Annotated in this window: 19 protein-coding genes and 1 other annotated feature; of the genes, 14 read left to right on the top strand and 5 right to left on the bottom strand. The window is 49.7% G+C overall.

The window, feature by feature from the left end:
• The first annotated feature begins 11 nt into the window (after positions 1-11).
• Both ACR0QT_RS01790 and ACR0QT_RS01785 read left to right on the top strand, forming a co-directional pair.
• Complete coding sequence (locus ACR0QT_RS01790) at positions 12-776, top strand: DUF4194 domain-containing protein (RefSeq protein WP_432629190.1); 765 nt, start codon at positions 12-14, stop codon at positions 774-776.
• Positions 736-4,014 (top strand): ATP-binding protein, encoded by a 3,279-nt coding sequence (locus ACR0QT_RS01785; protein ID WP_432629291.1) that lies wholly within the window; start codon positions 736-738, stop codon positions 4,012-4,014. The genes ACR0QT_RS01790 and ACR0QT_RS01785 overlap by 41 nt, the downstream gene beginning before the upstream one ends.
• A gap of 218 nt (positions 4,015-4,232) precedes the next feature.
• Here the strand turns inward: ACR0QT_RS01785 and ACR0QT_RS01780 are convergent, their stop codons facing one another.
• Entirely contained in the window at positions 4,233-5,573 is a 1,341-nt protein-coding gene (locus tag ACR0QT_RS01780; RefSeq protein WP_432629189.1) for an enolase C-terminal domain-like protein, read from the bottom strand.
• A 339-nt stretch (positions 5,574-5,912) separates the two neighbouring features.
• Between ACR0QT_RS01780 and ACR0QT_RS01775 the strand changes: the two genes are divergently transcribed.
• From ACR0QT_RS01775 to ACR0QT_RS01745, 7 genes are all read left to right on the top strand, one after another.
• Positions 5,913-6,170, top strand: coding sequence for an HPr family phosphocarrier protein (locus ACR0QT_RS01775; protein WP_432629188.1), 258 nt, complete (start codon positions 5,913-5,915; stop codon positions 6,168-6,170).
• A gap of 126 nt (positions 6,171-6,296) precedes the next feature.
• Positions 6,297-6,586: a binding site (T-box leader), on the top strand.
• A 186-nt stretch (positions 6,587-6,772) separates the two neighbouring features.
• Positions 6,773-8,710, top strand: coding sequence for a threonine--tRNA ligase (gene thrS, locus ACR0QT_RS01770; RefSeq protein ID WP_432629187.1), 1,938 nt, complete (start codon positions 6,773-6,775; stop codon positions 8,708-8,710).
• Between the two features lie 190 nt (positions 8,711-8,900).
• The gene (locus ACR0QT_RS01765; protein WP_432629186.1) at positions 8,901-9,212 is read left to right on the top strand and encodes a DUF1540 domain-containing protein; all 312 of its coding nucleotides are present in this window, start codon (positions 8,901-8,903) and stop codon (positions 9,210-9,212) included.
• A gap of 747 nt (positions 9,213-9,959) precedes the next feature.
• Positions 9,960-11,357 carry a magnesium transporter gene (gene mgtE, locus ACR0QT_RS01760; protein ID WP_432629185.1) on the top strand — a complete coding sequence of 466 codons (1,398 nt, stop codon included), beginning with the start codon at positions 9,960-9,962 and terminating at the stop codon, positions 11,355-11,357.
• A 287-nt stretch (positions 11,358-11,644) separates the two neighbouring features.
• Entirely contained in the window at positions 11,645-12,031 is a 387-nt protein-coding gene (locus tag ACR0QT_RS01755; RefSeq protein WP_432629184.1) for an ArsR/SmtB family transcription factor, read from the top strand.
• Between the two features lie 148 nt (positions 12,032-12,179).
• Positions 12,180-12,404 carry a cation transporter gene (locus ACR0QT_RS01750; RefSeq protein ID WP_432627193.1) on the top strand — a complete coding sequence of 75 codons (225 nt, stop codon included), beginning with the start codon at positions 12,180-12,182 and terminating at the stop codon, positions 12,402-12,404.
• A 105-nt stretch (positions 12,405-12,509) separates the two neighbouring features.
• Positions 12,510-14,378, top strand: a complete 1,869-nt coding sequence (locus tag ACR0QT_RS01745; protein WP_432629183.1) for a heavy metal translocating P-type ATPase — start codon at positions 12,510-12,512, stop codon at positions 14,376-14,378.
• Positions 14,379-14,566: 188 nt separating this feature from the next.
• Here the strand turns inward: ACR0QT_RS01745 and ACR0QT_RS01740 are convergent, their stop codons facing one another.
• The gene (locus tag ACR0QT_RS01740) at positions 14,567-15,886 is read right to left on the bottom strand and encodes a Na+/H+ antiporter NhaC family protein (RefSeq protein ID WP_432629182.1); all 1,320 of its coding nucleotides are present in this window, start codon (positions 15,884-15,886) and stop codon (positions 14,567-14,569) included.
• Positions 15,887-16,310: 424 nt separating this feature from the next.
• Here ACR0QT_RS01740 and glnA point away from each other — a divergent pair, with 424 nt between their 5' ends.
• The 4 genes from glnA to ACR0QT_RS01720 all read left to right on the top strand — a co-directional run bounded on the left by glnA (position 16,311) and on the right by ACR0QT_RS01720 (position 19,795).
• Positions 16,311-17,651, top strand: coding sequence for a type I glutamate--ammonia ligase (glnA, locus tag ACR0QT_RS01735; protein ID WP_432629181.1), 1,341 nt, complete (start codon positions 16,311-16,313; stop codon positions 17,649-17,651).
• A gap of 54 nt (positions 17,652-17,705) precedes the next feature.
• A complete protein-coding gene (locus ACR0QT_RS01730) occupies positions 17,706-18,254 on the top strand; it encodes an ANTAR domain-containing response regulator (RefSeq protein WP_432629180.1) in 549 nt (182 codons plus the stop codon).
• 17 nt (positions 18,255-18,271) lie between these two features.
• Positions 18,272-19,084, top strand: a complete 813-nt coding sequence (gene dapF / locus ACR0QT_RS01725) for a diaminopimelate epimerase (protein WP_432629179.1) — start codon at positions 18,272-18,274, stop codon at positions 19,082-19,084.
• A 270-nt stretch (positions 19,085-19,354) separates the two neighbouring features.
• The gene (locus ACR0QT_RS01720; protein ID WP_177976600.1) at positions 19,355-19,795 is read left to right on the top strand and encodes a winged helix-turn-helix transcriptional regulator; all 441 of its coding nucleotides are present in this window, start codon (positions 19,355-19,357) and stop codon (positions 19,793-19,795) included.
• A 220-nt stretch (positions 19,796-20,015) separates the two neighbouring features.
• On the opposite strand, the gene ACR0QT_RS01715 is transcribed toward ACR0QT_RS01720, so the two are convergent.
• From ACR0QT_RS01715 to ACR0QT_RS01705, 3 genes are all read right to left on the bottom strand, one after another.
• Positions 20,016-20,795 (bottom strand): N-acetylmuramoyl-L-alanine amidase, encoded by a 780-nt coding sequence (locus ACR0QT_RS01715; RefSeq protein WP_432629178.1) that lies wholly within the window; start codon positions 20,793-20,795, stop codon positions 20,016-20,018.
• Positions 20,796-21,019: 224 nt separating this feature from the next.
• Positions 21,020-22,087 carry a LysR family transcriptional regulator gene (locus tag ACR0QT_RS01710; RefSeq protein WP_432629177.1) on the bottom strand — a complete coding sequence of 356 codons (1,068 nt, stop codon included), beginning with the start codon at positions 22,085-22,087 and terminating at the stop codon, positions 21,020-21,022.
• On the bottom strand, positions 22,084-23,046 hold the full coding sequence (locus ACR0QT_RS01705) for a LysR family transcriptional regulator (protein WP_432629176.1): 963 nt from the start codon (positions 23,044-23,046) through the stop codon (positions 22,084-22,086). The genes ACR0QT_RS01710 and ACR0QT_RS01705 overlap by 4 nt, the downstream gene beginning before the upstream one ends.
• Before the next feature lie 427 nt (positions 23,047-23,473).
• Here ACR0QT_RS01705 and ACR0QT_RS01700 point away from each other — a divergent pair, with 427 nt between their 5' ends.
• Positions 23,474-24,406 (top strand): carbohydrate ABC transporter permease, encoded by a 933-nt coding sequence (locus ACR0QT_RS01700; protein WP_432629175.1) that lies wholly within the window; start codon positions 23,474-23,476, stop codon positions 24,404-24,406.
• Positions 24,407-24,411: the final 5 nt, after the last annotated feature.

Here is a 24,411-nt window from a genome sequence, read left to right as displayed (position 1 = left end):
GAGAAAAGAAGATGGGCATGGATGCTTACTGGGAGGACTATACCTCATCGGAAAAGAGTATGTTTACAAAAGCCTGCCGAAGACTTTTGAAGGGAACCTTTGTGGTTCGGGACAGGGATGAGGACAGCAAAAAGCTGTATTACTTTATCACGAAGAGACCGGACCCGATTTCCCTATATTTTTCTTATATTGGATTTGAGATTGTGATAGACCGCGAAAACGGGGTCGTGATGCTGAAAAACTGTGCGCAGTCGGGGGAGGACGGAAAGATTCAGGCGAACCGTTATGCCCTGAGAAAAGTGGACAGTATGGTGCTCTGCTGTCTGTGGACGCTCTACATCGATCGGATTCGCTCAGGCAGACTCTCAAGAGCGGTTCAGGTCTCCATGACGGATTTGAGACTGGAGCTGGACAAGTACGGGCTGAAGGATCTTGTCGATAAGAGCACGATGAGTGCGATTCTCACGATCTTTTCGAGCTATAATCTGCTTGATCTCGAGGGAAAAGTCGGAGATCCGGACTGCCAGATCTGGTTGTACCCGTCTCTTCAGTTTGCACTGAATACCGATGAGATCCGCAGATTTGTGGAGAATGCGGACCGGCGGATGAGAGATCTCGAGGACGATAATGATAACGAAAGCGATAACGATAACGAAGAAGACGACAGATTGACGATGAACAGGCTGACGGACGGAGCTGAAAACGACGACAGCGAGGACGCAGACAGTGACAGAGATGCAGTGGAGGGAGACGCCGATGAAGATGGAGATGAATAACAGAAAGACGGCGACGAAACTGCTTCTGGTGCAGTGGTCGCGATTTCAGAATGTGGAGATGTGTCTTGAGGGTTCTACGCTCTTTACGGGAGTCAACACGAGTGGAAAGTCCACGGTTCTCGATGCAATGACGTATCTGCTCACAGGAAACACCCAGTTTAACAAGGCGGCAAAGGATAAGGACCGCACGGTTGTCGCCTATGTGCGCGGAGATACCAAGAGCAATGGACCGGACCGCTATCTCAGAAGCGGGGAAGTGATCAGTTACGTCGCCATGGAGTTCTGGTCACCGGTTGAGGATAGCTCGCTTGTGGTCGGCGTCTGCATCGAGTCGCCGGATGAGACCAGTTACAAGAGCAGTTGGTTTGTCTGCCGGGATACGGCACTCGCCGATATGAATTTTGCGCGTGTGGATGGCGGGCTTCTGCGCGTGACGCCGAGATCGGAACTTCACACCGCAGAGAAGAAACTGAAGTCTGCGGATTTTCTGTCGAGAGACCGTGGTGTGGAGCAGGTTTTGCGGGCACTTGGACTTCGCTGTGATTCGATTCGTTACCGCAACAAACTTTTGAAGATGATGGCATTCAACCCGGAAAATAACATCGATCAGTTCATTCAGGAGTGTGTCTTAGAGCCGAGCAATGTGGATTCGCTGAAGGATCTGAGAGAGCAGAAGGCACAGTTTGAGCGCATCCGCCAGATGTACCAGATGATGCGTGAGAGCAGGGATCAGCTTGAGAAGGTCGAAAAGAGAAGTGTCGACTATGAGAATCGCCTGCGTCGTCTGCGGATTCGCCAGATGATGTTCTGCTATCAGCAACTTCAGGAAAAGGAGACGCACAAGAAAGAGCTTGAGCAGAAACTCGAAGTTTTGCGCCATCAAGAAGAACAGCTTCGACTTCGCCAGAGGGAGATGGATGAGCGGTATGAGCACGCATCCTCGCGCCTGCGAATCGCCGAGAGCAACGATATGTTCCGTGGAATGCAGGACAGCATCCGGGCGATGAAGGGACAGTGCGCGGAGCTTGAGCGCGAGGCAGAGCGCTACGAGAAAGAGGAAAAGAAGATTCAGAACCTTCAGCACCGGTTGGAGACTCTGCTTAGCTGGACTCAGCTTGAAGATGGAGAGGGACTTTCCAAGGAAGAGCAAAATACCCTGCTTCATCTGGCAGAAGAGGGGATCTCATCGGAGCGAAAGACAGAACATTTTCTCGCATTCTCCGCGTATGTACAGAAACTTGACCGAAAGTTTCAGAGTCTTGAAGTTCACAGTGAGGACAAGAAGAATCTTCTCTCAGAGGAGAGGGAGAGCATCGAGCAGGACATCAAGAAACTGCGTGCAAATCGGATGGTATTTCCGCGGGAGGTCGAGAAAGCCAGAACGGTGATTCAGAGAGAACTCGAGGCTCAGGGGATTCACGCTCAGGTCCGAGTCTTTGCCGAGATGGTTCAGGAGGTCAAAGCGCCGGAGTGGCGGGCATGCATCGAGACATTTCTTGGGAAAAAGCGGTTTGATCTGATCGTCGACGGTGCGTACTGCGAGAAGGCGATGGAGATCTTAAAGAGCCGAAAGCTGAAAAATTGCAAGGTTGTCATCACGGACAAACTTCCGGAGACTCCGGTGACGGAGGGATCGGCATCGGAGATTTTGAGTATCCCGAATGGGTTTGCGCGTCGTTATGCGAATTATCTGCTCAACGGAATTCATATTTGCGAATCGCTCGGAGAACTGCACGAGTATCCAAAGGGCGGACTGACGAAGGACGGAATGCTCGCAAAGAGCTATGCAGTGTCCACGATGGATCTTGAGAAGACCTCTCTCTGTCTGGGCGAAGATGCGATTCAGATTCAGCTTGCGCAGGCGGAAGCGGACAGACAGAAGAATCAGGAGGAGTACCAGAAACTTCAGGAGGAGACTGCGAGAACGCAGAGTCACCGCCAGGAGATCGCCTCGGTCGACTGGAATCTCGAGCATTATGATTTTGATGCACAGAAGCGTTTAAAGAAGGTCAAGAGAGAACAGGCAGATCTTGAGCGACAGATCGAGCAGATTCAGAACAGCTCGGAGTTTATGGCAGTCATTCAGGAGCAGGAGTCGGCGAGAAAGGCTTATGAGACCTGTCAGCGGGAGCGCGATGAGGTGATCGGGGATATCCGGACATGCTCGGATGCGCAGAGCCAGAATCAGAGAAACCAGAAGATGATTTCCGGCGATCTCTATAAGCTCAACCGCGAGTATCAGGATCTCTCTTCCAGAAACATGGAGCTTGAGAAGCCGATGATGGAAGAGTATGAGAAGCTCAAGAAACAGAAGGGAAGTTTTCAGGTCATCACGTTCGGAGCGGTTCGCGACGCGGAGAAGAATGTGAACGACAGCATCCGGGAACTTGAGAATGCCCAGATTGAGTACTGCCGTCTGGCGGAGAAGGATTTAAGCCGGAGAGGAACCGCGTACATCTCCTACTACCGTGAGGAATACCGGAATCTTGCGAATGTCAAGATCGAGGAAGCACACCAGAAGCTTGAGGAGCAGGCAGGACGGCTTGAGAGCGCATTTATGAATGACTTTGTCGCAGAGATCAACGAGGCAGTTCGCGAGGCGAAGAGCGAGATTGCGCTGATCAACCGTGAACTCAAACAGCTCCCGTTCGGAAATGATACCTATCGCTTCGTGATGGAGGAGAAGCCGGACCGGGCAGTCTTCTTCCGCATTTGCCGTCGCCTCGAAAACTATATGGATTCGCCGGAGGCATATATGAGTTCCGGGCGTGACGATGAGGAGATGGAGCGGGATATTCAGGAGTTCATGAGTGTGATCCTCGATGAGGAGGATGAGAGCGAGTACACCGATTACCGCAAATATTTCACCTATGACATGAAGATCATCAGCCGTCAGGGAGACAAGGAGATCATCGCGGATCTCTCAAAGAAGCAGGGTTCTGCGAGCAACGGTGAGAAGCAGACTCCGTACTTCATCATTCTTGCGGCGAGCTTGAACCAGTGTTACCCGCAGAATGTCTGCTGTGCCCGTCTCGTCTTCATCGATGAGGCGTTCTCTGCCCTCTCGAGAGAGCGAATCGAGCAGATGGTCAAGTACTTTGAGGAGAATCACTTCCAGGTCTTCTATGCCGCACCGCCGGAGAAGATCAGCAGTATCGGAGCGTTCATCGAGTCGACGGTGAGCCTTGTCATAACAGGACGATACACGAATGCGGTTGAGGGACTCGTCAGAGGTTAAAAGAGCAAAATCAGGAAAAAGAAAAACCAGGAAAAAGAAAATTAAGAAAAAGAGAGTCAAGAAAAAGCACCGCTTTTCCATCGTAACAAAAAGGATAACAGATGGACAGGCGATGCTTCTTTCACATTTGAATCAAACTTTTAAATCAACCCAAATTTATCTTACATTTGAATCAAACTTTTAAATCAACCCAAATTTATCTTACTTTTAAATCAAACTTATCTCACAAGGCAAGGCTTCTTGGAGTCGTACTTCCAGTTCGGAATCAGGTACTGCATAGCCATTGCATCGTCGCGGTCGTGGGACGGCATGCTGTTGTAGAGACGGTTTGCCTCCATCACGCGGTCCATATCGAGGGTGACACCAAGACCCGGACGGTTCGGAACTTCCAGATAGCCGTTCTTGATCTGCGGAGCATCTTTTAAGAGGTTCTGACCATCCTGCCAGATCCAGTGGGTATCAAGAGCAGTCGGATTACCCGGAGCACAGGCAGCAACGTGAGCGAACGTAGCAAGCGTAATGTCGAAGTGGTTGTTGGAGTGACTGCCCCAGGTCAGACCCCAGTCGTTCAGGATCGATGCCATGCGCAGGGAACCCTCAAGACCCCAGAAATGCGGGTCAGCGAGCACGATGTCAACGGACTTGAGTGCTGCTGCATGATAGAACTGACGCCAGTTTGTCGCGATCATGTTCGTTGCAACCGGCATGTTTGTTGCATTCTTGAACTCTGCCATGATCTCACGGCTGGAGAAGCCTGCCTCCGGTCCGCAGGGATCTTCGATGTAGGAGAGCGTGTTGTGCATGCCCTTGCACAGGCTGATTGCCTCTGCGAGGCTCCATGCGCCGTTCGGGTCGATGTTGATGCGTCCGTCCGGGAAATGCTTCTTTAATGCGCGCACGGTATCCATCTCGTACTCACCGGAGAAGACACCGCCCTTGAGCTTGAAGCAACGGAAACCGTATTTCTCCTGAAGGCACTGTGCTTCCTCGACGATCTGCTCATGGGAGAGCATTGCATTTCGGCGCATCTTGAACCACGGATCAGAGCTGGTGGACTCATCGAGGTACGGCAGATCGGTCTTGTTGCGATCAGAAACGTAGAACAGATAGCCGAGAACTTCTACCTGATTGCGCTGTTTGCCCTCTGCGAGCAGTTCACACATCGGAACACCCAGATGCTGACCGAGCAGATCGAGCAGAGCGCACTCGATTGCCCACTCGGTGCGGACAACGAATTTCAGCTTGCTGATGTCGAGCGTCTGAATGCCCTCGCCGTCATCGCCCTCTGCCTTCTTGCCACCTCTGTGGATTGCGCCGAGGATGGAGCGGTATTTGCCGACTTCCTGACCAACGACGAGCGGAATGTAGCTGTTTAAGCACTCCTCGGTGTACTCGCCACCGTGGATCTCGCCGACACCGGTGTGCCCGGAATTATCCTTGATGATGACAAGATTTCTGGTGAAGTACGGGGCATGTGCTCCGCTGAGTGTCATCTCCATGCTGTCGTATCCGGCTACCGGGATGACCTGCATTTCTGTGATGATTGGTGTTCCTGTCATAATAGAATCCTCCTTAAATATATAAAGATTGTGTGTTCTTTTTGAAAAAATAAAGTCATGTAAAGTCAGACAAAAAATCGTTTGAAAGATGAGAAATCTTGTCTGTCTGACTGATTTCATTATAAGGGACGGGCAAAAAAATAGCCAATATGTAATAATGATTGAAAAAATTACTTTTGCTTATGGTCAAAAATGCTGTTTACGAATTCACAAAACCCTGTTAAACTGAACGGGAAGGGGAGAGAACCTATTTGCAAAATAGGTAAATAGGAATCGAAAAAAGAAAAAGTGTATGAAAAGCAGAGAAGACGGAGAAAAAACGTTTGGAGGATGAGAGACATGACGTGGTTTCAATATGTAATTTCTGACCCGGCTGGGATGCATGCGCGCAGTGCAGCTGCAATCAGCAGGATGGTAGAACCTTTTCAGTCACAGGTATGTATCCGACTGAAGACAAAAGAGGCGGATGCGAGTAAAGTGATGGCGCTTATGGGACTCAAGGCGAAATGCGGAGACCGGATTGAGATTCGAGTGGAAGGACCGGATGAGCAGGAAGCCATCCGAATTTTGCAGGCATCGATCCCCACAATTCTGTAAATGGACAAAAAATTGAAGAAATGCCTGTGTTGTGTTTGCAGTCATGTCGATTTTAGGTGTGGACAGACTTGACATATTTGCCTGTCGTGTTATAATGAAGTACGAATCAAAAACAAATGAGATACGAGTAATGCGTTGATGAGAAGAGTAGCCCGCCGGGAGCGCACAGAGAGGAATGTGTTTGGTGGAAGCATTCTGCGAGGAAGACGAGGCGAAGACCATCTCGGAGCGGTCCTTAATCGGACCCGGTGATTCCGTTATCATCAGAATGAAGAGGTTGTGAGAGTGTCGCAAGCCAGAGTGAGATTCCGGATCGGGAAAGATCGACGGGGATTGAGACTGGTAGATGATAGATGGCATGAATTGGATTGCTCACAACAAGCAGGGTGGAACCGCGATCGAATATCGTCCCTTGTCTGGCAGTTTGTTCAGACAAGGGATTTTTTGTTTTATCAGGAAATAGCGATTGAAATTGCGTTTTCACACAGATAGCTTCACACAATTTGAGAAGATTCAAAGAGAGAGTTTTCGGGGCGATCCGTAAAAAGAGTGGTCTGTGAAACGCTCTCGTGAAAAAAGATTTAGAAGAAGGAGTCAGAATCATGAAGGTTACATTGAAAGATGGAAGTGTAAAAGAGTATGCACAGCCGATGTCCGTTCTGGACGTAGCAAAAGATCTGAGCGAGGGTCTTGCAAGAGTAGCATGTGCAGGAGAGGTTGACGGAGAGGTCGTAGACCTGCGCACCGTTCTTGACAAAGATTGCGCTCTGAACATCCTGACTGCAAAGGATGCAGGCGGACTGTCCACCCTGCGTCACACCGCAAGCCATGTGATGGCTCAGGCAATCAAGCGTCTGTACCCGAGCGCAAAGCTCGCAATCGGTCCGTCTATCGCAGATGGTTTCTACTATGACATCGATTTCGAGACCCCGATCACTTCCGATGACCTTGGCAAGATCGAGGCAGAGATGAAGAAGATCGTGAAAGAGGCTCTGCCGTTGGAGCGCTTTGAGCTTCCGAGAGAAGAGGCAATCGCTCTGATGAAAGAGAAAGAGGAGCCGTACAAGGTCGAGCTGATTGAGGATCTGCCGGAGGGCGAGACGATCAGTTTCTATCGCCAGGGAGAGTTCACCGATCTGTGTGCAGGCCCGCATCTGGCAAGCACGAAGGAAGTCGGCAAGGCATTCAAGCTGATGAGCATTGCCGGTGCTTACTGGAGAGGCGATGAGCACAACAAGATGCTGACCAGAATCTATGCAACTGCTTTCGCAAAGAAGGAAGAGCTTGAGGCTTACATCACGATGATGGAGGAAGCAAAGAAGCGCGACCACAGAAAGCTGGGTAAGGAGCTTGGTCTGTTCATGATGCATGAGGCTGGCCCGGGATTCCCGTTCTTCCTGCCGAAGGGCATGGTGCTGAAGAATGTTCTGCTTGACTACTGGAGACAGATCCACAAGAAGGCCGGATATGTTGAGATTTCCACCCCGGTTATCTTAAACCGTAGCCTGTGGGAGACCTCCGGTCACTGGGATCACTACAAGGAGAACATGTACACAACCCTGATCGATGGCGAAGATTACGCAATCAAGCCGATGAACTGCCCGGGTGGCGTTCTCGTTTACGCTTCTGAGCCGCGTTCCTACCGTGATCTGCCTCTGCGTATGGGTGAGCTTGGTCTCGTTCATCGTCATGAGAAATCCGGTCAGCTTCACGGTCTGATGCGTGTTCGTTGCTTCACTCAGGATGATGCACACATCTTCATGACCCCGGAGCAGATCAAGGATGAGATCAAGGGCGTAGCAAACCTGATCGACAGCGTTTACAAGCTGTTCGGCTTCAAATATTATGTAGAGCTGTCCACGAGACCGGAAGACAGCATGGGAAGTGATGAGGACTGGGAGGTAGCAACCGACGGTCTGAGAAATGCACTCGACGAGCTTGGTCTTGACTATGTAGTCAACGAGGGCGACGGCGCATTCTACGGCCCGAAGATCGACTTCCATCTGGTAGATGCAATCGGACGTACCTGGCAGTGTGGTACGATCCAGCTTGACTTCCAGCTTCCGCAGAGATTTGAGCTTGAGTACATCGGTGCAGACGGCGAGAAGCATCGTCCGATCATGATCCACCGCGTAGTATTCGGTTCGATCGAGCGTTTCATCGGTATCCTGATCGAGCACTTTGCAGGTGCATTCCCGACCTGGCTGGCTCCGGTACAGGTAAAGGTACTGCCGATCTCCGACAAGTATCTTGACTATGCACAGAAGGTAAAGGCAGAGCTCGACGAGGCTGGTATCCGTGCAGAGCTTGACACCCGTTCCGAGAAGATCGGTTACAAGATCCGTGAGGCTCAGAAGAACAAGATCCCGTACATGCTGGTTGTTGGACAGAAGGAGGAGGAGAACAACCTCGTAGCTGTTCGTAGCCGTTTCAAGGGCGATGAGGGTCAGAAGAGCCTTGCAGACTTCCTGTCCGACATTCAGGGCGAGATCGAGCGCAAGGAGAACCGCAAGGTAGAGGTTGTCGCTGAGAACAAGTAAGATCGGAATCAGGCTGAGATCAAAATCAGGCTGAGATTAGAATCAGACTAGGTTTACAGTCGGACGATGATCGGTCGCGATTTTTTGAGAAAAAAGTTTTGATAACAGAATAAGTTTTTTAAATAAATGCATACTATTCCTGATGCCAGATCATCACAATTTTTTTGGATCAAGGAGGTATGCATTTATTATGACAAAACTTGAATGTTCAGTCACAAACTGTCTGCACAATTCCGACCACTGTTGTTGCCGTCAGGCGATCGTCGTGGATGGTCAGGACGCAAGCACGAAAGAGGACACCTGCTGTTGCAGTTTTGACGAGAAGAAGGAGGGCAGTTTTACGAATGTCTTCCAGACTCCGGAGGAGAAGCTCGAGATCAGCTGTGAGGCGGTAAAGTGTATGTACAACGAGGGTCATCGCTGTATGGCAGATCACATCGGAATCACCGGCGATTACGCGACGAGTGCAGACCAGACGCTGTGTGCGAGCTTTAAAATGTAACACAGAAAAAAGACAGAAGGAGTTGAGAGACAGGTTTTCCGTGCAGGAGACCTGCCTCTTTTTTGTATAACTCAGAGTGGATGTCCCCCTCCTCTATAGGTGGGAGTATCACAAACTTTCTCAGGAGGGGAGACAATCCCCTTCTGAGTTATACGCTCCGCGTGGGTGCAAAGCGCCAGTGGCGCTTGTTATGCACCGACCGCAGTGGAACGGAGAAGCGCAGTGATTTTGATAAGAAGATGTCAGCAGAGCTGACCAAAATCACGCGCCAAGTCTCCGCAAGCATCGACTTGAATAGGAAGTTGCGTCCTACTCAGGGCTTATGGTTTGGAAATTTTTTTGTCGAAGATTTTTTCTCGATAATTGCAGAAAGTTTTGTTTACTTTTTGGACAAAGTAGACTATAATGTAGCAGGGTGTTTTCGGGACACCCGCTAAAATCCTGTTAAGATAACAGGAAATTCTAAGATAAAGGTAGGTGAACAGAATGGACGGCGACAGTCATGGACGAAGTAGTAGCACAGGATCGGAAACAGACGGCAGTCTATTCTGTTTCTTTGCATATCAAACCGACGCCAGAAGTGCGTCCATCGATTTGCTCTGATTTTTCTGATCCTGTTCGGAACTCGTCCCTGTTTGCAAGCGCAGTGTGAAGTTTTCAGAAATAATTACTGGAAGAAATGAAAGAAAGAAAAGAGAAGAAAACTTCAAGAGTACTGCATCAAAAACTGAATAAGGGGGATCGAACATGGAAAATAAAGTACAGGAAGATTACAAGTCCGAAATCCTGGAAATTATCCGGGGAAATGCATCACCGGGTGTTCTTCGCGGACAGCTTGAAGACTATCATGAGAATGATCTGGCAGATGTCTTTCCAGAATTGACGGTGCTGGAGCGACAGAAAGTCTGTCGTGTCCTCGATACAGACATGCTCTCGGATATTTTCGAGCACATTGATGAGCGCGAGGCAGCCGGATATTTAAACGAGATGGACATCAAGAAGGCGGCATCCATCCTCTCCGGAATGGAGACGGATGCGGTTGTGGACGTCCTGAAGATGGAGCCGAAGGAGAAACGAGCACTTCTGATTGAGCTCATGGACGATGATGCGAGAAAGAGCGTCGCAGTGATCGCTTCGTTCGATGAGGAAGAGATCGGTAGTTGGATGACGACGAACTGCATCGTGATCCGGGAGAATCTGACCGCCGGACAGGCGATGGGAAGCCTCGTTGGACAGGCCCAGAAGAATGACAACATCTCAACGCTGTTCATGGTTACAGACGATCACACGTTTTACGGCGCGATGGATTTGAGAGATCTGCTCACCGCACCGCCGGAGGCACCGCTTGAGGATTTGATTGTCACCTCTTACCCGTATGTCTACGGTCATGAGGCGATTGATGATTGTATCGAAAAACTGAAAGATTATTCGGAGGACTCGATTCCGGTTCTTGACAACAGTAACCGTCTCCTCGGAGTCATCACTTCCCAGAGCATCGTAGAACTTGTCGACGATGAGATGGGAGAGGATTACGCAAAACTCGCAGGTTTGACCGCGGAGGAAGATCTCAAGGAACCACTCAAGGAGAGCATGAAAAAGCGTCTGCCGTGGCTTCTGATTCTTCTCGTTCTCGGCATGCTGGTATCGTCGGTTGTAGGTCTGTTTGAGGGAGTGGTAAGCCAGCTTCCGCTGATCATGTGCTTCCAGTCTCTGATTCTGGACATGGCAGGAAATGTCGGCACCCAGTCTCTGGCTGTCACGATCCGCGTTCTGATGGATGAGTCCCTGACCGTGCGTCAGAAGTTGGAACTGGTGTGGAAAGAGATGAGAATCGCGTTCTCAAACGGTATGATTCTCGGTGTTCTCTCGTTCACAGTGATTGGACTTTACATTGTATTCTTTAAGGGAAAGACCTTCGCGTTTGCCTATGCGGTATCGGGATGCATCGGTTTGGCACTCGTGCTCGCAATGCTGATTTCCGGCGCAGTCGGCACGCTGATTCCGCTCTTCTTCAAGAAGATTCACGTAGACCCGGCAGTCGCTTCCGGTCCGCTGATCACGACGATCAACGACCTTGTTGCGGTTGTTTCCTACTACGGTCTGAGCTGGATTTTCCTGATTGAAGTGATGCATTTAGCAGGCTGATCGGAGAAAGAATCCGGAGAGAGATACCAAAAAAGAGAAATTTTTAAACATCGAAAGCAGATGTTTGAAAGTTTCTCTTTTTTTGTGCGTCAACTACTTGACAAGAGATGAAAATATGGTAATATAAACATATGAACAGGTATTCATATGAAAACAATTTGAGTGAGATGAGAACGACCAGGGGATAACATAGAAGACAGAGAAGATTAGAAAATCTTGGAGAATCAGAATCATGGAGAATCGAAGCGATCATAGGAATACAGATTGAGAAAGAAACGGAGGTTTTGATGACCAGGGAAGAGAAGGCAAGGATTGAAGAAGAAGTGGAAGAGGGAACCTGTGAATTCATGCATGTCCACGAGGCGATTGTGGAAAAAGTGGAGCGCGTGATGCCGGATGAGCAGGAACTTCTTGATCTGTCTGAGTTTTTTAAGATTTTTGGGGATTCGACGAGAATCAAGATTTTGTATGTGCTCAGCCAGTCTGAGATGTGTGTCTGCGATATTGCAACCCTTCTGCAAATGGGACAGTCGGCGATCTCTCATCAGCTCAGAACCTTGAAGCAGATGAGACTGGTGTCCTTCCGCAGGGAGGGAAAGACTGTTTTTTATAGATTGGCGGATTCGCATATTCAGACGATTCTGGCTCAGGGTATGGAACATATCAGTGAGTAGAGAAAGATGTTTTGAATAAGTGACAGCAAGTAACAGATCGTAGCTGGGACGAGATCACGGTTCGGAACAGTTACCGATAGAGAGCAACAAAGAAAAGAAAAAACAAAAAAATCAAAAAAGAAGAAAACAAAGAAAAGGAGATAACATTATGAAGAAGATCATCAAACTTGAGGGACTGTGCTGTGCAAACTGTGCTGCAAAGATTGAGGAGGGTGTCAAGAAGCTCGACGGCGTCAAGGAGGCATCTTTGAGCTTTATGACCCAGCGTCTTGTGATCGAGGCTGAGGACGGAATGGAAGATCAGGTCGTTGAGGGCGCAAGAAAGGTCGCAGACAAGATCGAGCCGGAGGCAGAGTTCAAGGTTCTGCGCTAAAATGTGTTTCTGCACGCAGGGGGATTTTCTCTGGGCGCAGGGCATGATGAGAAAGAGAGTGAGAGACAGATTTCCGGAGAGCGCCGGAAAGAAAGGATGGCTGTGATGACAAAAAAACAGAAAAAGATGGTAACAAGGCTTAGTGCCAGCGCCGTATTTTTCATTCTGGCGCTGATTCTGGAAAACCGGTCTGCGTTTGCGTGGATTCCGTTTCTTGTGGCATATCTCTTTGCGGGATATGACATTCCTCTGCGCGCCTGCCGAAACATCACAAAGGGACAGATTTTCGATGAGAACTTCTTGATGTCGGTGGCGACGATCGGAGCGATCGTTGTCGGTTCCCTCGAGGAAGCCGTGGCAGTTATGCTGTTTTATCAGATTGGAGAACTCTTCAACGACTATGCGGTCAACAAGTCGAGAAAGTCGATCACGGATCTGATGGACATCAATCCGGAGTATGCAAACCTCCTGAGAGATGGACAGGAGGAGCAGGTTGATCCGTATGAGGTTGAGGTCGGTGACACGATTGTGATTCGCCCGGGCGAGAAAGTTCCGCTCGATGGTATTGTCAGAAAGGGAAATTCCACGCTCGACACGAAGGCACTGACCGGTGAGTCGATGCCGGTCGAGGTCGCAGAAGGTCAGGCGGTTGTGAGTGGATCGATCAACTTGAGTGGTGTGCTCGAGGTTGAGACGACGAAGCTCTTTGATGATTCGACGGTATCGAAGATTCTTGAGCTCGTTGAGAATGCAAGCTCGAGAAAGGCGAAGGCGGAGGCCTTTATCACGCGATTTGCAAGAGTCTACACGCCGATCGTTGTCATTCTCGCTGTGATCCTTGCCGTGATCCCGCCGATCATTCTTGGCGGTGGCTGGAGCACCTGGGTATACCGCGCATGCAGTTTCCTTGTTGTATCGTGTCCATGTGCGCTTGTGATTTCTGTTCCGCTTAGTTTCTTTGGCGGTCTCGGCGCTGCCTCTAAAAATGGCATTCTGATGAAGGGAAGCAACTATCTTGAGGCAGTCGGAAGCCTCGACACTGTTGTGTTTGATAAGACCGGAACTCTGACGACCGGACAGTTTGAGGTCAGTGAAATTTCTTCTGTTCGCATGGCGAGGGAGGAGCTTCTTGAGCTTGCAGTTCTCGCTGAGCATCACTCAAATCATCCGATTGCACTCTCGATCAAGAAGGCGTATGGCAAGGAAGTCGATACCGCGCGCATTGGCAGTGTCGAGGAGATTTCCGGTCAGGGCATCCATGCACAGATCGAGAAAGACGGAGTCTGGAGAGCTCTCTACATCGGAAACCAGAAGTTGATGAAGGCGTGTGGCGCTGTCGTGGAACAGCCGACGGCTCTGCTTGGAACGACGCTGTATCTGGCAGAAAAGAACGAGTATCTCGGTGCGATCGTGATCTCTGACTCGATTCGCTCGGATGTGCCGAAGGCGCTTGAGGGTCTGCGCCGTCATGGAGTCAAGAAACTTGTGATGCTGACCGGAGACCGCGAGGAGGTCGGACGAAAAGTCGGAGAGAGCCTTGGACTTGACGAGGTTTACGGAAATCTTCTGCCGGGCGATAAGGTCAAGAAGGTGGAGGAACTTCTTAGCAAAAAAGCACCCGGAAAGACGCTTGCGTTTGTCGGAGACGGAATCAATGATGCGCCGGTACTTGCGCGCGCCGATGTCGGTATCGCGATGGGCGGAATCGGTTCGGATGCCGCAGTTGAGGCAGCGGATGTCGTCATCATGGACGATGAACCGTCAAAGATTGTGGATGCGATTCTGATTGCATCCAAGACCGTCGGAATTGTGCGCCAGAACATCATCTTTGCGATCGGTGTCAAGGTGCTTGTGCTGATTCTCGTTGCTCTCGGATATGCCTCGATGTGGGCGGCGGTGTTTGGAGATGTCGGTGTCTCGGTTCTTGCGATCCTCAATGCGATCCGCGCGCTCTCCTACAAGAGAGAAAGTTAAGATACAGGTATAGGCATATAAATTCTTGAAAAATCGAAATACTAGGAAAAACTAGAGAGAAATAAAAAAGGCGAAAGCGCAGTTTTCAAAAAAGAATCCTGTGCTTTCGCTTTTTTGTTGCGTTTTTTGGTATTTTGCAGATTGTTGATGCTCTGGCGATGCGCCGGAAGCCTTTTGTTTGTCAATTTTTATTGTGCTTTTACGGTCTTCTCCGGCAGAAGAAAAATAAAAATCATCGAGCTGATTAAGAGCATCGACGGATAGAAGAGACAGGGAATGATCTCAAATGCAGAGAGTTCATAGCCGAGCTCGTGCACAGCGGAGATTGCGACAAGCATCTGCGCGCCGTAGGGGATGATGCCCTGAGAGATGCATGAAAACGTGTCGAGCAGGGAGGCTGTCTTTCGAGGACTGATGCCGTAGTCCTCGGACATCTCCTTTGCGATCGGGTTTGCCATGACGATTGCGACGGTGTTGTTTGCAGTCGCGATGTCGAGCAGGGCGACAAGAAGACCGATGCCGAGCTGTCCGCCCTTTCTTCCGCGGAAAATCTTGTGGATTGTCGCAAGAAGAACATCAAAACCGCCGTTTTCACGGATCAGTGCGCACATTGCGGAGACGAGGATTGCGACCATGCAGGTCTCAAACATTCCGGAAGTACCCGATCCCATGTTGGAGAGCATCTCCCACGGTGTTGTCTGTCTGGTTCCGAGCATGATCAGTGCACCGGAGATGATGCCGGTTAAGAGCACGAGAAAGACCTGAATTCCCGCAATTCCGCCGAGAAGCACGAGAAGATAAGGGATCATCTGAATCAGGTTGTAGGAATGGCTGATCGAAGTTCCCGGGTCCTGACGGAAGGAGACGATGAGGATCAGGATCAGCGAGGCGATTGCGGAGGGAAGTGCGATTCCGAAGTTCTCGCGAAACTTGTCCTTCATCGCACATCCCTGACCATTGCAGGCGGCGATCGTCGTGTCGGAGATGAACGAGAGATTGTCCCCGAACATCGCGCCTCCCATCACAGATGCCGTGCACAGCGCGAGCGAGAAGCCCGAAGTCTCAGCGACTGCGGTTGCAATCGGGACGAGGAGCGTGATCGTTCCGACCGAAGTGCCCATAGAGGTCGACACAAAGCAGGCGACGACAAAGAGGACGGCGACGGAGAAGCGCGCCGGAATCAGGGAGAGCATCAGGTAGGCGACACTCTCGGCACTGCTTCGCCCGACGACGCCGACGAAGGTTCCGGCGGTCAGAAAGATCAGGAGCATCGTGATGATGTTCTTGTCCCCGACGCCCTGCGCCATGAGTTCGAGCTTGCGATCAAACGAGACTTCCCGGTTCTGGAGACAGGCAGTCAGGATCGCGAGCAGAAAGGCGACGACGATCGGGATGTTGTAAAAGCCCATCGGAATCTTCAGGATATATTCGGAGAAAATCCCAAGCCCCAGATAGAAGACGAGAAAGACCGCAATCGGGAGCAGGGCAGAAAGTTTCTTATTTTTCATAGATAATAAAACCCCCATAATGTGTTAAAAAAAGATATTAGTTAAGGTATCGGTTAATAAAGTTAATAAATTTCGAAGCAATTCATTTATTGTATCATAAACGAAAAGTTCCGACAAGCCGGGAGAAGAGGATGCTTGCGTCGACTTGAACTCAGGAGGGGACATCCACTCTGGGTTACAGGTTGTGTCGGGAATAAACGATGACAATAAAGTGCGATTGGCTGAAAATTATGACAAATAAGAGAAAGACTTGTTAAGTTTCGCACATTGACAAATTTTTCTTTGCCTGTTATCATTTGAACATGGAACGAGGGTGTTGCATGAAAAGGGGATCGTCTGCCTAGATGATCGATTTCCACCCTCCTTTGCATAGTGGGGGACGGAAAGGCAGTCCGAAACCCGTGCAAAGAAAAGGAGAAAAACGATGAGCAAGTATAATAAGGATGACATCATCCGTCTCGTAGAAGAAGAGGACGTCGAATTCATCCGTTTACAGTTTACTGATATTTTTGGTATGCTGAAAAACGTAGCCATCACCGCAAGTCAGTTGCCAAAAGCACTGGAGAATCGATGCATGTTCGACGGTTCCGCAATTGAAGGTTTTGTCCGGATTGAAGAATCGGATATGTATTTGTATCCGGATTTTGATACATTTGAAATATTTCCGTGGAGACCCCAGCAGGGAAAGGTTGCACGTCTGATGTGCGATGTCTACCGCCCGAACAGAGAGCCGTTTGAGGGAGATCCGAGATATGTGCTGAAGCGGGTGCTCAAGGAGGCTGAGGACATGGGATATGCGTTCCATGTAGGCCCGGAGTGTGAGTTCTTCCTCTTCCACACGGATGACAACGGAAGACCGACGACACAGACGCATGAGATGGCAGGCTACTTCGATGTCGCTCCGATTGACATGGCGGAGAATGTGCGCCGTGATATCGTGCTGAATCTCGAGGAGATGGGCTTTGGCGTTGAGGCCTCCCATCATGAGCTTGCACCGGCCCAGCATGAGATTGATTTGGAGTACATGGACGGTCTGACCGCAGCGGACAACATTATGACGTTCAAGATGGCAGTCAAGTCGATTGCGAAGCGTCACGGTCTGCATGCGACGTTTATGCCGAAGCCGAAAGCTGGTGTCAATGGCTCCGGCATGCACATCAACATGTCTTTGGCAAATCTGTCGGATGGCACGAATGCTTTTGCAGATCCGTCAGACAAACTGGGATTGAGCAAGGTTGCCTACCAGTTCATGGCTGGAATCTTAAAGCACATCAAGGAGATGACTGTGCTGACCAATCCGCTTGTCAACTCCTATAAGCGCCTTGTGCCGGGCTACGATGCTCCGGTCTATGTGGCATGGTCGGCATCTGCAAACCGCAGTACGATGATCCGCATCCCGTCCTCGAGAGGCGAGAGCACCCGCATTGAACTGCGTTGTCCGGATTCGGCAGTGAACCCGTATCTGGCACTGGCAGCGTGTCTGTCCGCCGGTCTTGAGGGAATCCGCAACAATCTGACCCCACCGCCGAGTGTGGACACAAACATCTTTGCAATGTCAGATGAAGAGATGGCAGAGCGCCATATCGATCAGCTTCCGGAGACACTCGGGGAAGCGCTGGAACACTTTGAGGGAAGTGAATTTGTAAAGAATCTTCTCGGAAATCATATTTACACGAAATATCTGGAAGCCAAGGAGGAAGAGTGGAAGAAGTTCCGCGCCGAGGTGACAGACTGGGAAGTAGAGGAATATCTGTATAAGTTTTAATTAAGAGTACGAGATATCCATTCAGAAAAGTTTCTGCCCTGGAGGTGAGAGAGGTTGGCAAATGTGATCGTTGCTTTCTCCAAACCGGAGGATGCCAAGAATATTAAAAATATACTCGTGAGAAACGGATTTCAGGTGAACTCTGCCTGCACATCCGGTGCTCAGGCACTTTCGTTGACGGAGGATCTGAGTAGCGGGATCATTGTGTGTGGCTATCGACTGACGGACATGCTCTTTACCGAGCTTTATGAGTGCATGCCGAAGGAGTTTTCGATGTTGATGATCTCCTCACCGAGCAAGTGGGCGACGAGTATGCCAGAGGATATCGTCTGTCTTCCGATGCCGATGAAAGTACATGATCTGGTGGACACGCTGGAGATGATGGTTCAGGCGCAGACGAGACGGCGAAGAAAGCAGAGACAGCAACCCAAACAGCGCAGTGGGGAAGAACAGCGCGTGATTGATCAGGCAAAGAGTCTTCTCATGGAGCGCAACAACATGACCGAGGAGGAGGCTCATCGTTACATACAGAAGTGTAGCATGGACAGCGGAACGAATCTGATCGAGACTGCACAGATGGTGATCAGTCTAATTAATGTATAGGGCAGGAGAAAAGGTTTATGAAATTTACAAAGATGCAGGGCATCGGAAATGATTATGTGTATGTGAATGCGTTCGAGGAGAAGATTGACGATCCGAATGCAGTATCGAAGTTTGTGAGCGACCGCCATTTCGGAATCGGATCGGATGGTCTGATCATGATTTGTCCGTCTGAGGTCGCAGACTGCCGGATGCGGATGTTCAATGAGGATGGCAGTGAGGGCGCCATGTGCGGAAACGGAATCCGCTGTGTCGGAAAATATGCCTACGATCACGGAATTGTGGACAGCCTTGAGATCGATGTCGAGACGAAGGCAGGAATCAAGCACCTCAGTATGACCGCAGAAAACGGAAAAGTTGTCGCAGTCACGGTCGACATGGGAGTTCCGGAGCTGACGAGTGAGCTTCCGGAGAAGATCCATGTGAATGGACAGGATCTTACCTTTACCGGAATCAGTGTCGGCAATCCGCATGCGATCTACTATGTCGAGGATGTGGATGGTCTGGATCTTGAGAAGATCGGACCGGATTTTGAGAATCATGAGCGCTTTCCGGATCGCGTGAACTCCGAGTTTGTCCGCGTGATTGACCGCGAGCATGTGCAGATGCGTGTCTGGGAGCGCGGAAGCGGGGAGACCTGGGCGTGCGGAACCGGAGCGACGGCGTGCGCAGTTGCAAGCATGATGCACGGTCTTGTCGAGGACGAGGTCGAGGTCCAGCTCAAGGGCGGAAACTTGCAGATTCGCTGGGATCGCGAGAGCGGTCATGTCTTTATGACTGGTCCGGCAGTCGAGGTCTTTAACGGTGAGATTGATCTTGATGCGCTGATGTAAGATTCAAAATTTGGCGAATTGACGAAAGAGAAGGAAAAGAGGCAGACTTTTGTTTGTAAAATTTCTGATTGACAATCGCCTCAGAAACGTTTATGATACCTAATATAAAAAAGTGATCGGAATTTAGAGGAGAGCGAAGGCGTTCAAACCCAATGGTTTGGACGCCTTTTTTTGGCTTTCATGGAAATTCAGATGCTTTTCAGGGTGTTTGAGAGTTATGATTCGTGATAGTTCTGGAAACACATACAGATAATAGGGAGGAAACGAGAAATGGATGACATTGACAGAAAGATTTTAAAACTGCTTCAGGAGAATGCAAGAGTATCGTTGAAAACGATTGCAGAGAGTACATTTCTCTCTTCGCCGGCGGTTTCCGCCCGAATTGAGAAGCTCGAGAAGGATGGCGTGATTGCCGGCTACCATGCGCTTGTAGATCCGATGAAACTGGGTTACCACATCATTGCCTTCATCAACCTGGATGTGATGCCGGAGGACAAGCCGAAGTTCTATGCCTATGCGGAGAACATTCCGAATGTGCTCGAGTGCAACTGTGTGACCGGAGCATATTCGATGTTGCTCAAGGTGGCGTTCCAGAGCACGATGGAGCTCGATATCTTCATCGGTCAGCTCCAGAAATACGGAAAGACGAGCACGCAGATCGTGTTCTCAACGCATGTGGGACCGCGGGGCGTCGATGTCGAGGAGGCATAAATGACAGGAATCACTTTGCTTATATTTGTGGGATTTGGACTTTGCGTTGCAATGCAGTTTTCTAATATTTAAAGTTTTTTGAAGCTTTTGAGGATGGAAAATCGTCGTGTAAAATTTTATGAATTTTATGAGAGATAATTTATGAAAGAAAACCGGTTATCACAGGGAGACAGTTGCGTTACTGTGCTGTGATAACCGGTTTTTCTTGTATCCTTGTCTGCTAGGAGATGGCTTTTTCTTTTACGAGAACCGTTGGGTAGCCGGCGGAGCGGAGTGTCTTCTCCATCCACACGGCATTGTCAAGATTTAAGTAAGCGCCGACGCGCACCTTGTACAGCCCATCCTCGGCGACGAGAAAGGCGGGATAGTCCTCGGCGATCAGTTGTTGGAGCTGTCGCTCGGCATTCGCACGGTTTCGGTAGACGCCGATTTGAATCTGGTAGTACTCCGGTTCTTCGCTTTCCTGTTTCAGGGTGTTCAAGATCCCGTCTGCGATCGCCTGAGCCGTCCGCTCAAAGTTCTGGTCAAAGTACTGATTGTCAGCCTCGTTGTCGAGAAATCCAGCTTCGATTAAGACCGCGGGCATCTTGGTCTTTCGCAGAACAATGAGTCCCGGGCGCTCGGAGATTCCGAGGTTTCGATATCCGACATCCTCGAGCTGTTGGTTGATATTCTGTGCCATCAGTTCCGCCGGCCCGCCGTTTTGGTAGATCAGACTCATGATTCCGGAGGCAGTTCCGGGATCTGGCATCGCGTTTCGGTGGATCGAGATGAAATAATCTGCGCCCCAGCGGTTTGCAATCTCTGCCTTCTCCTGTGGAGTCTGGTAGATGTCGGTCACCCTTGTGTAGCCGACCGGAATTCCGTGATCGCTTAAAATTTGCCCGACAGCGAGAGCGAGGGCGAGATTGTCGTCTTTTTCCTGGCGATTCTCGTAGACGGCACCCGGGTCAGCACCTCCATGTCCGCTGTCGATGATAATTCTGTTTTGTTCTGTCAAAGGAATCTCCTTTCCTGTCCACCCATCTTGTTCGGATGAGAATCTCATCATATTTATCATACTTATCTTACGATATGTACAGGGGGATTGTTCTTGTTCCGGGGAGGAAATTTTTTTCACGATTTTCTTTTTCTTTGTGTCCCCTATCCCTTAACTTTCCATTATCCCTTAACTTATCCCTTAATTTGATGCAAGAATCTACGGAGATGCATCCTGACATTCCATCACATCTCAGAAAATCCCGCAAACGATGGAAATGCCGTCCGCGCGACTTCGAGATAACTCTGCGCGAGCGGGGAGAGCGTGCGTCCCTGACACCACGCAGAGATACAGCTGTATGACTCTGGCGGGTCGAAGGAGAAGAGGCGGTCTGACGAGAAGTGGGAAGCCTCTCTTGGAAGGATCACATTTCCGTAACCGAGACGGATCAGATCAAGCAGGACATTTAAGCGTCCTCGCGTGATGATGCGCGGGGAGGTGATTCCGCTCTCCTGCAAAAGCCGGGTCTGGATTCGGGAGAGAAACGTGTTCTCAAGGCTCATCATCATCGACTCATCTGCGAAGTTGCTCAGGCGAAATCCGTTTTTTAAGCTCTCGGCAAGACCGGGTGAATCCGGGGTTGCATAGAAGACAAGCTCGGAGGTGAAGAGACATTCCTGTGCAAAGTACGGGTTTTCGGAGGGGCTTCCCATAAAGAAGCCGAGATCCACCGTGCCGTCGCTGACGAGGCTTCTTACGCGGTCGCCACTGCAAACATTCAAGTGGAGCGTCGCGTCGGGGAATTGTTTCTGGATCTGCGGGTGGACATGCTCCTCGAGAAAGCGCGCAAAGAGGTTTTGAACGGCGATCGTCAGCGTCGTCTTTCGGTCGAGTTTGCTCGCCTGCAAGCGGTTTAAGACATCCTGCTCAATGTGGAGCATACTGCGGACACCGTTGATAAAGACCTTTCCGGCGTTGGTGAGGATCAGACGGTTGTGCTTTCGATAAAAGATCGGTGTTCCGAGCGTATCCTCGACTCCTTTTAGGTAGCGGGAAAGAGCAGGCTGGGAGAGAAAAAGACTCTCCGCGGCATTGGAAAGTCCGCCCTGATCGACGATCGCGACGATGTAGCGGAGCGTTTTCGTGTCAAAATTGATATCTTCTGGATTTACATTTGCGCTTGTAGTTGTATTTAATGGTTTGTTGTTTGTTTCATTCTCACTTCTATGTTCATTGAGATGTTCATTGAGATTCCCATTGACGTTTCTCTGCTCGGGGTTGATGGGGGTGATGGTTTCTCGTTCTGTACTCATTGCGGATGAACCTCCTTTAAAAAGGATTCGATCTCAGGACCCGGGATCAGTTCCTGGGATGGTGTTTTTAGGCGCTCTTCAATCAGAATGCCGAGAAGACAGCGCTCAACATCGGTCAGAAGCCGTCCGCGCTTGTAGCGCAGGTAGGAGATCTCAAAACAGGGCGGATCCAGGCGGAAGTAGGCAAGTTCTGCGGTCGGCTTCACATAACGGCTTGAGATAAAGCCGACGCCCGCGCCTTTTCGGATCATTGCGTCCACAGTCATACCATTTCCGGACTCGAATGCGATTACCGGCGCAAAGCCGGCAGACTGAAAGAGTTTTTCCGCGACGATTCGGATGTTGTTTTTCTGGCTCGGAAGGATGAACGGGGTGTCGCGAAATGCCTGAATCGGGATCGAGACAAGCTGATCCGGATCTGCTAAATGGGCGAGCGGGTGGAACGAAGGCACTGCAAGGACAAGCTCCTCTCTGCAGACCGGAAGGTTGCAGACATCGGAGTAGTTCGCGTGCAGGTTGACTCCGAATGCAAAGTCGACGTGACTGCGATGGATCTCCTCCTCCTGATGAGAGGAGTAAATCTCACTCAGTGAGAGGTCCACAGTCGGAAACAGCGAGGAGAATCGGCTGAAAACCCGGCTGAAAAGTTCTGCTCCGCGGTAAGGCGTGGAGGCAATCCGGATCGGATCGGAGATTCCGTGAGTCAGACGGTTGATCGTCTGAAGTGTGCTGTTCTTGACGGTGAGGATGTTCTGGGCTGCATCGAGATAGAGTTTTCCCGCCGGAGTCGGATACATGTGTTTTCGATAGCGAACGAAAAGTTTCACACCGAGAATGCGCTCCTGCTCCGCAAGAAATTTACTTAAAGCCGCCTGTGAGATCCCCAGCTTTTCGGATGCGGAGGAAATTCCCTGACAGGAGGCAATTGTAATCAGATAGTTATATTGTTTTGTGTTCATATAGAATCAGAATCCTTTCTAAATGAATAAACCGGAGAGAGAAAGAGATTTGGTGAGAGAAACTTACGGTAACATTACTGTATCTACTGTATCATGAGAGGGAAGAGAATGTCAATACATAACTGTAATGATATGTGTAGGGTGAAAAACTGGATATTGAAGCAGACTTCTTTCTGTGATAATTTAAGGATAAGCAAAAAAACAACGAAAAACTGGGAGAGAGAAAATAAGTTTTTTGTCTGTTTAGCAACAGAAAATGGGAACAAAAAGAAAATGATTTGTGGAAAATCTTGAAGATTTGAGGTGAAAGAAGCGGAAATAAAAAAATAAGGTAGGTTTTGGGGAAATAAACTCAAATTTACGAAAGCGTTATAGGGTAGGTCGCGCCATATTTGATGGATATCACGAAAAAAAGGGGGATATGACAATGGCAAAGAAGAATACAGGAAAGGCAGGAACGACAGGAAACCGGGGATTGCGGACCTGGATCAGAAAGAACATTGGTCTTGCGCTGATTCTGCCGTGGTGGATTGGATTTGCAATTTTTAAACTGTATCCGTTTATCACATCGATGATTTACAGTTTCTACGATTACAATCTCTTCCGTCAGCCGAAGTTTTTGGGACTGGGGAACTACATCTCCATTCTTCACGATAGTTTGACGATGAAGGCATTCTGGGTAACGTTCAAATACGCGCTCTGCACCGTTCCGCTGGAACTTGGATTTGCGCTGTTTATCGCGTACATCCTGAACTATAAGATGAAGGGAATCAACTTTTTCAGAACGGCATACTACATTCCGTCGATTCTCGGAGGTTCCGTTTCCATCGCAGTTCTCTGGAAGTTCCTGTTCAAGACAGAAGGTCTGATCAACATGATCATGGCAAAATTCGGAATGGCTCCGTTTAACTGGCTGGGCGATCCGAGCGGTTCTTTCCTGGTTATCGTTTTATTGAAAGTATGGCAGTTTGGTTCTCCGATGGTCATCTTCCTTGCGGCACTCAAGGGTGTGTCGGAAGATCTCTACGAGGCAGCTTCGATCGATGGTGCGAGAAAGTGGCGTCAGTTTATCAGCATCACCGTTCCATTAATCACTCCGGTTATCTTTTACAACTTTGTCACTCAGCTGTGCAACAAGTTTCAGGAGTTCAATGGCCCGTTCATCATCACACAGGGCGGACCGCTTCGCTCCACGACTCTGGTATCTCTGCTCGTATACAACAATGCGTTCAAGTCTTACAACATGGGAATGGCAAGTGCGATCGCATGGCTGTTGTTCCTGATTATCATGACCTTTACGGCAGTTGCCTTTATCAGCCAGAAGTACTGGGTATATTACAGTGATGAGGACGGGAGGTAGAAAAA

Source organism: Brotaphodocola sp. (genome assembly GCF_050873365.1).
Taxonomy (GTDB): Bacteria; Bacillota; Clostridia; order Lachnospirales; family Lachnospiraceae; genus Brotaphodocola.
This window is presented reverse-complemented; position numbering and strand designations above follow the sequence as displayed.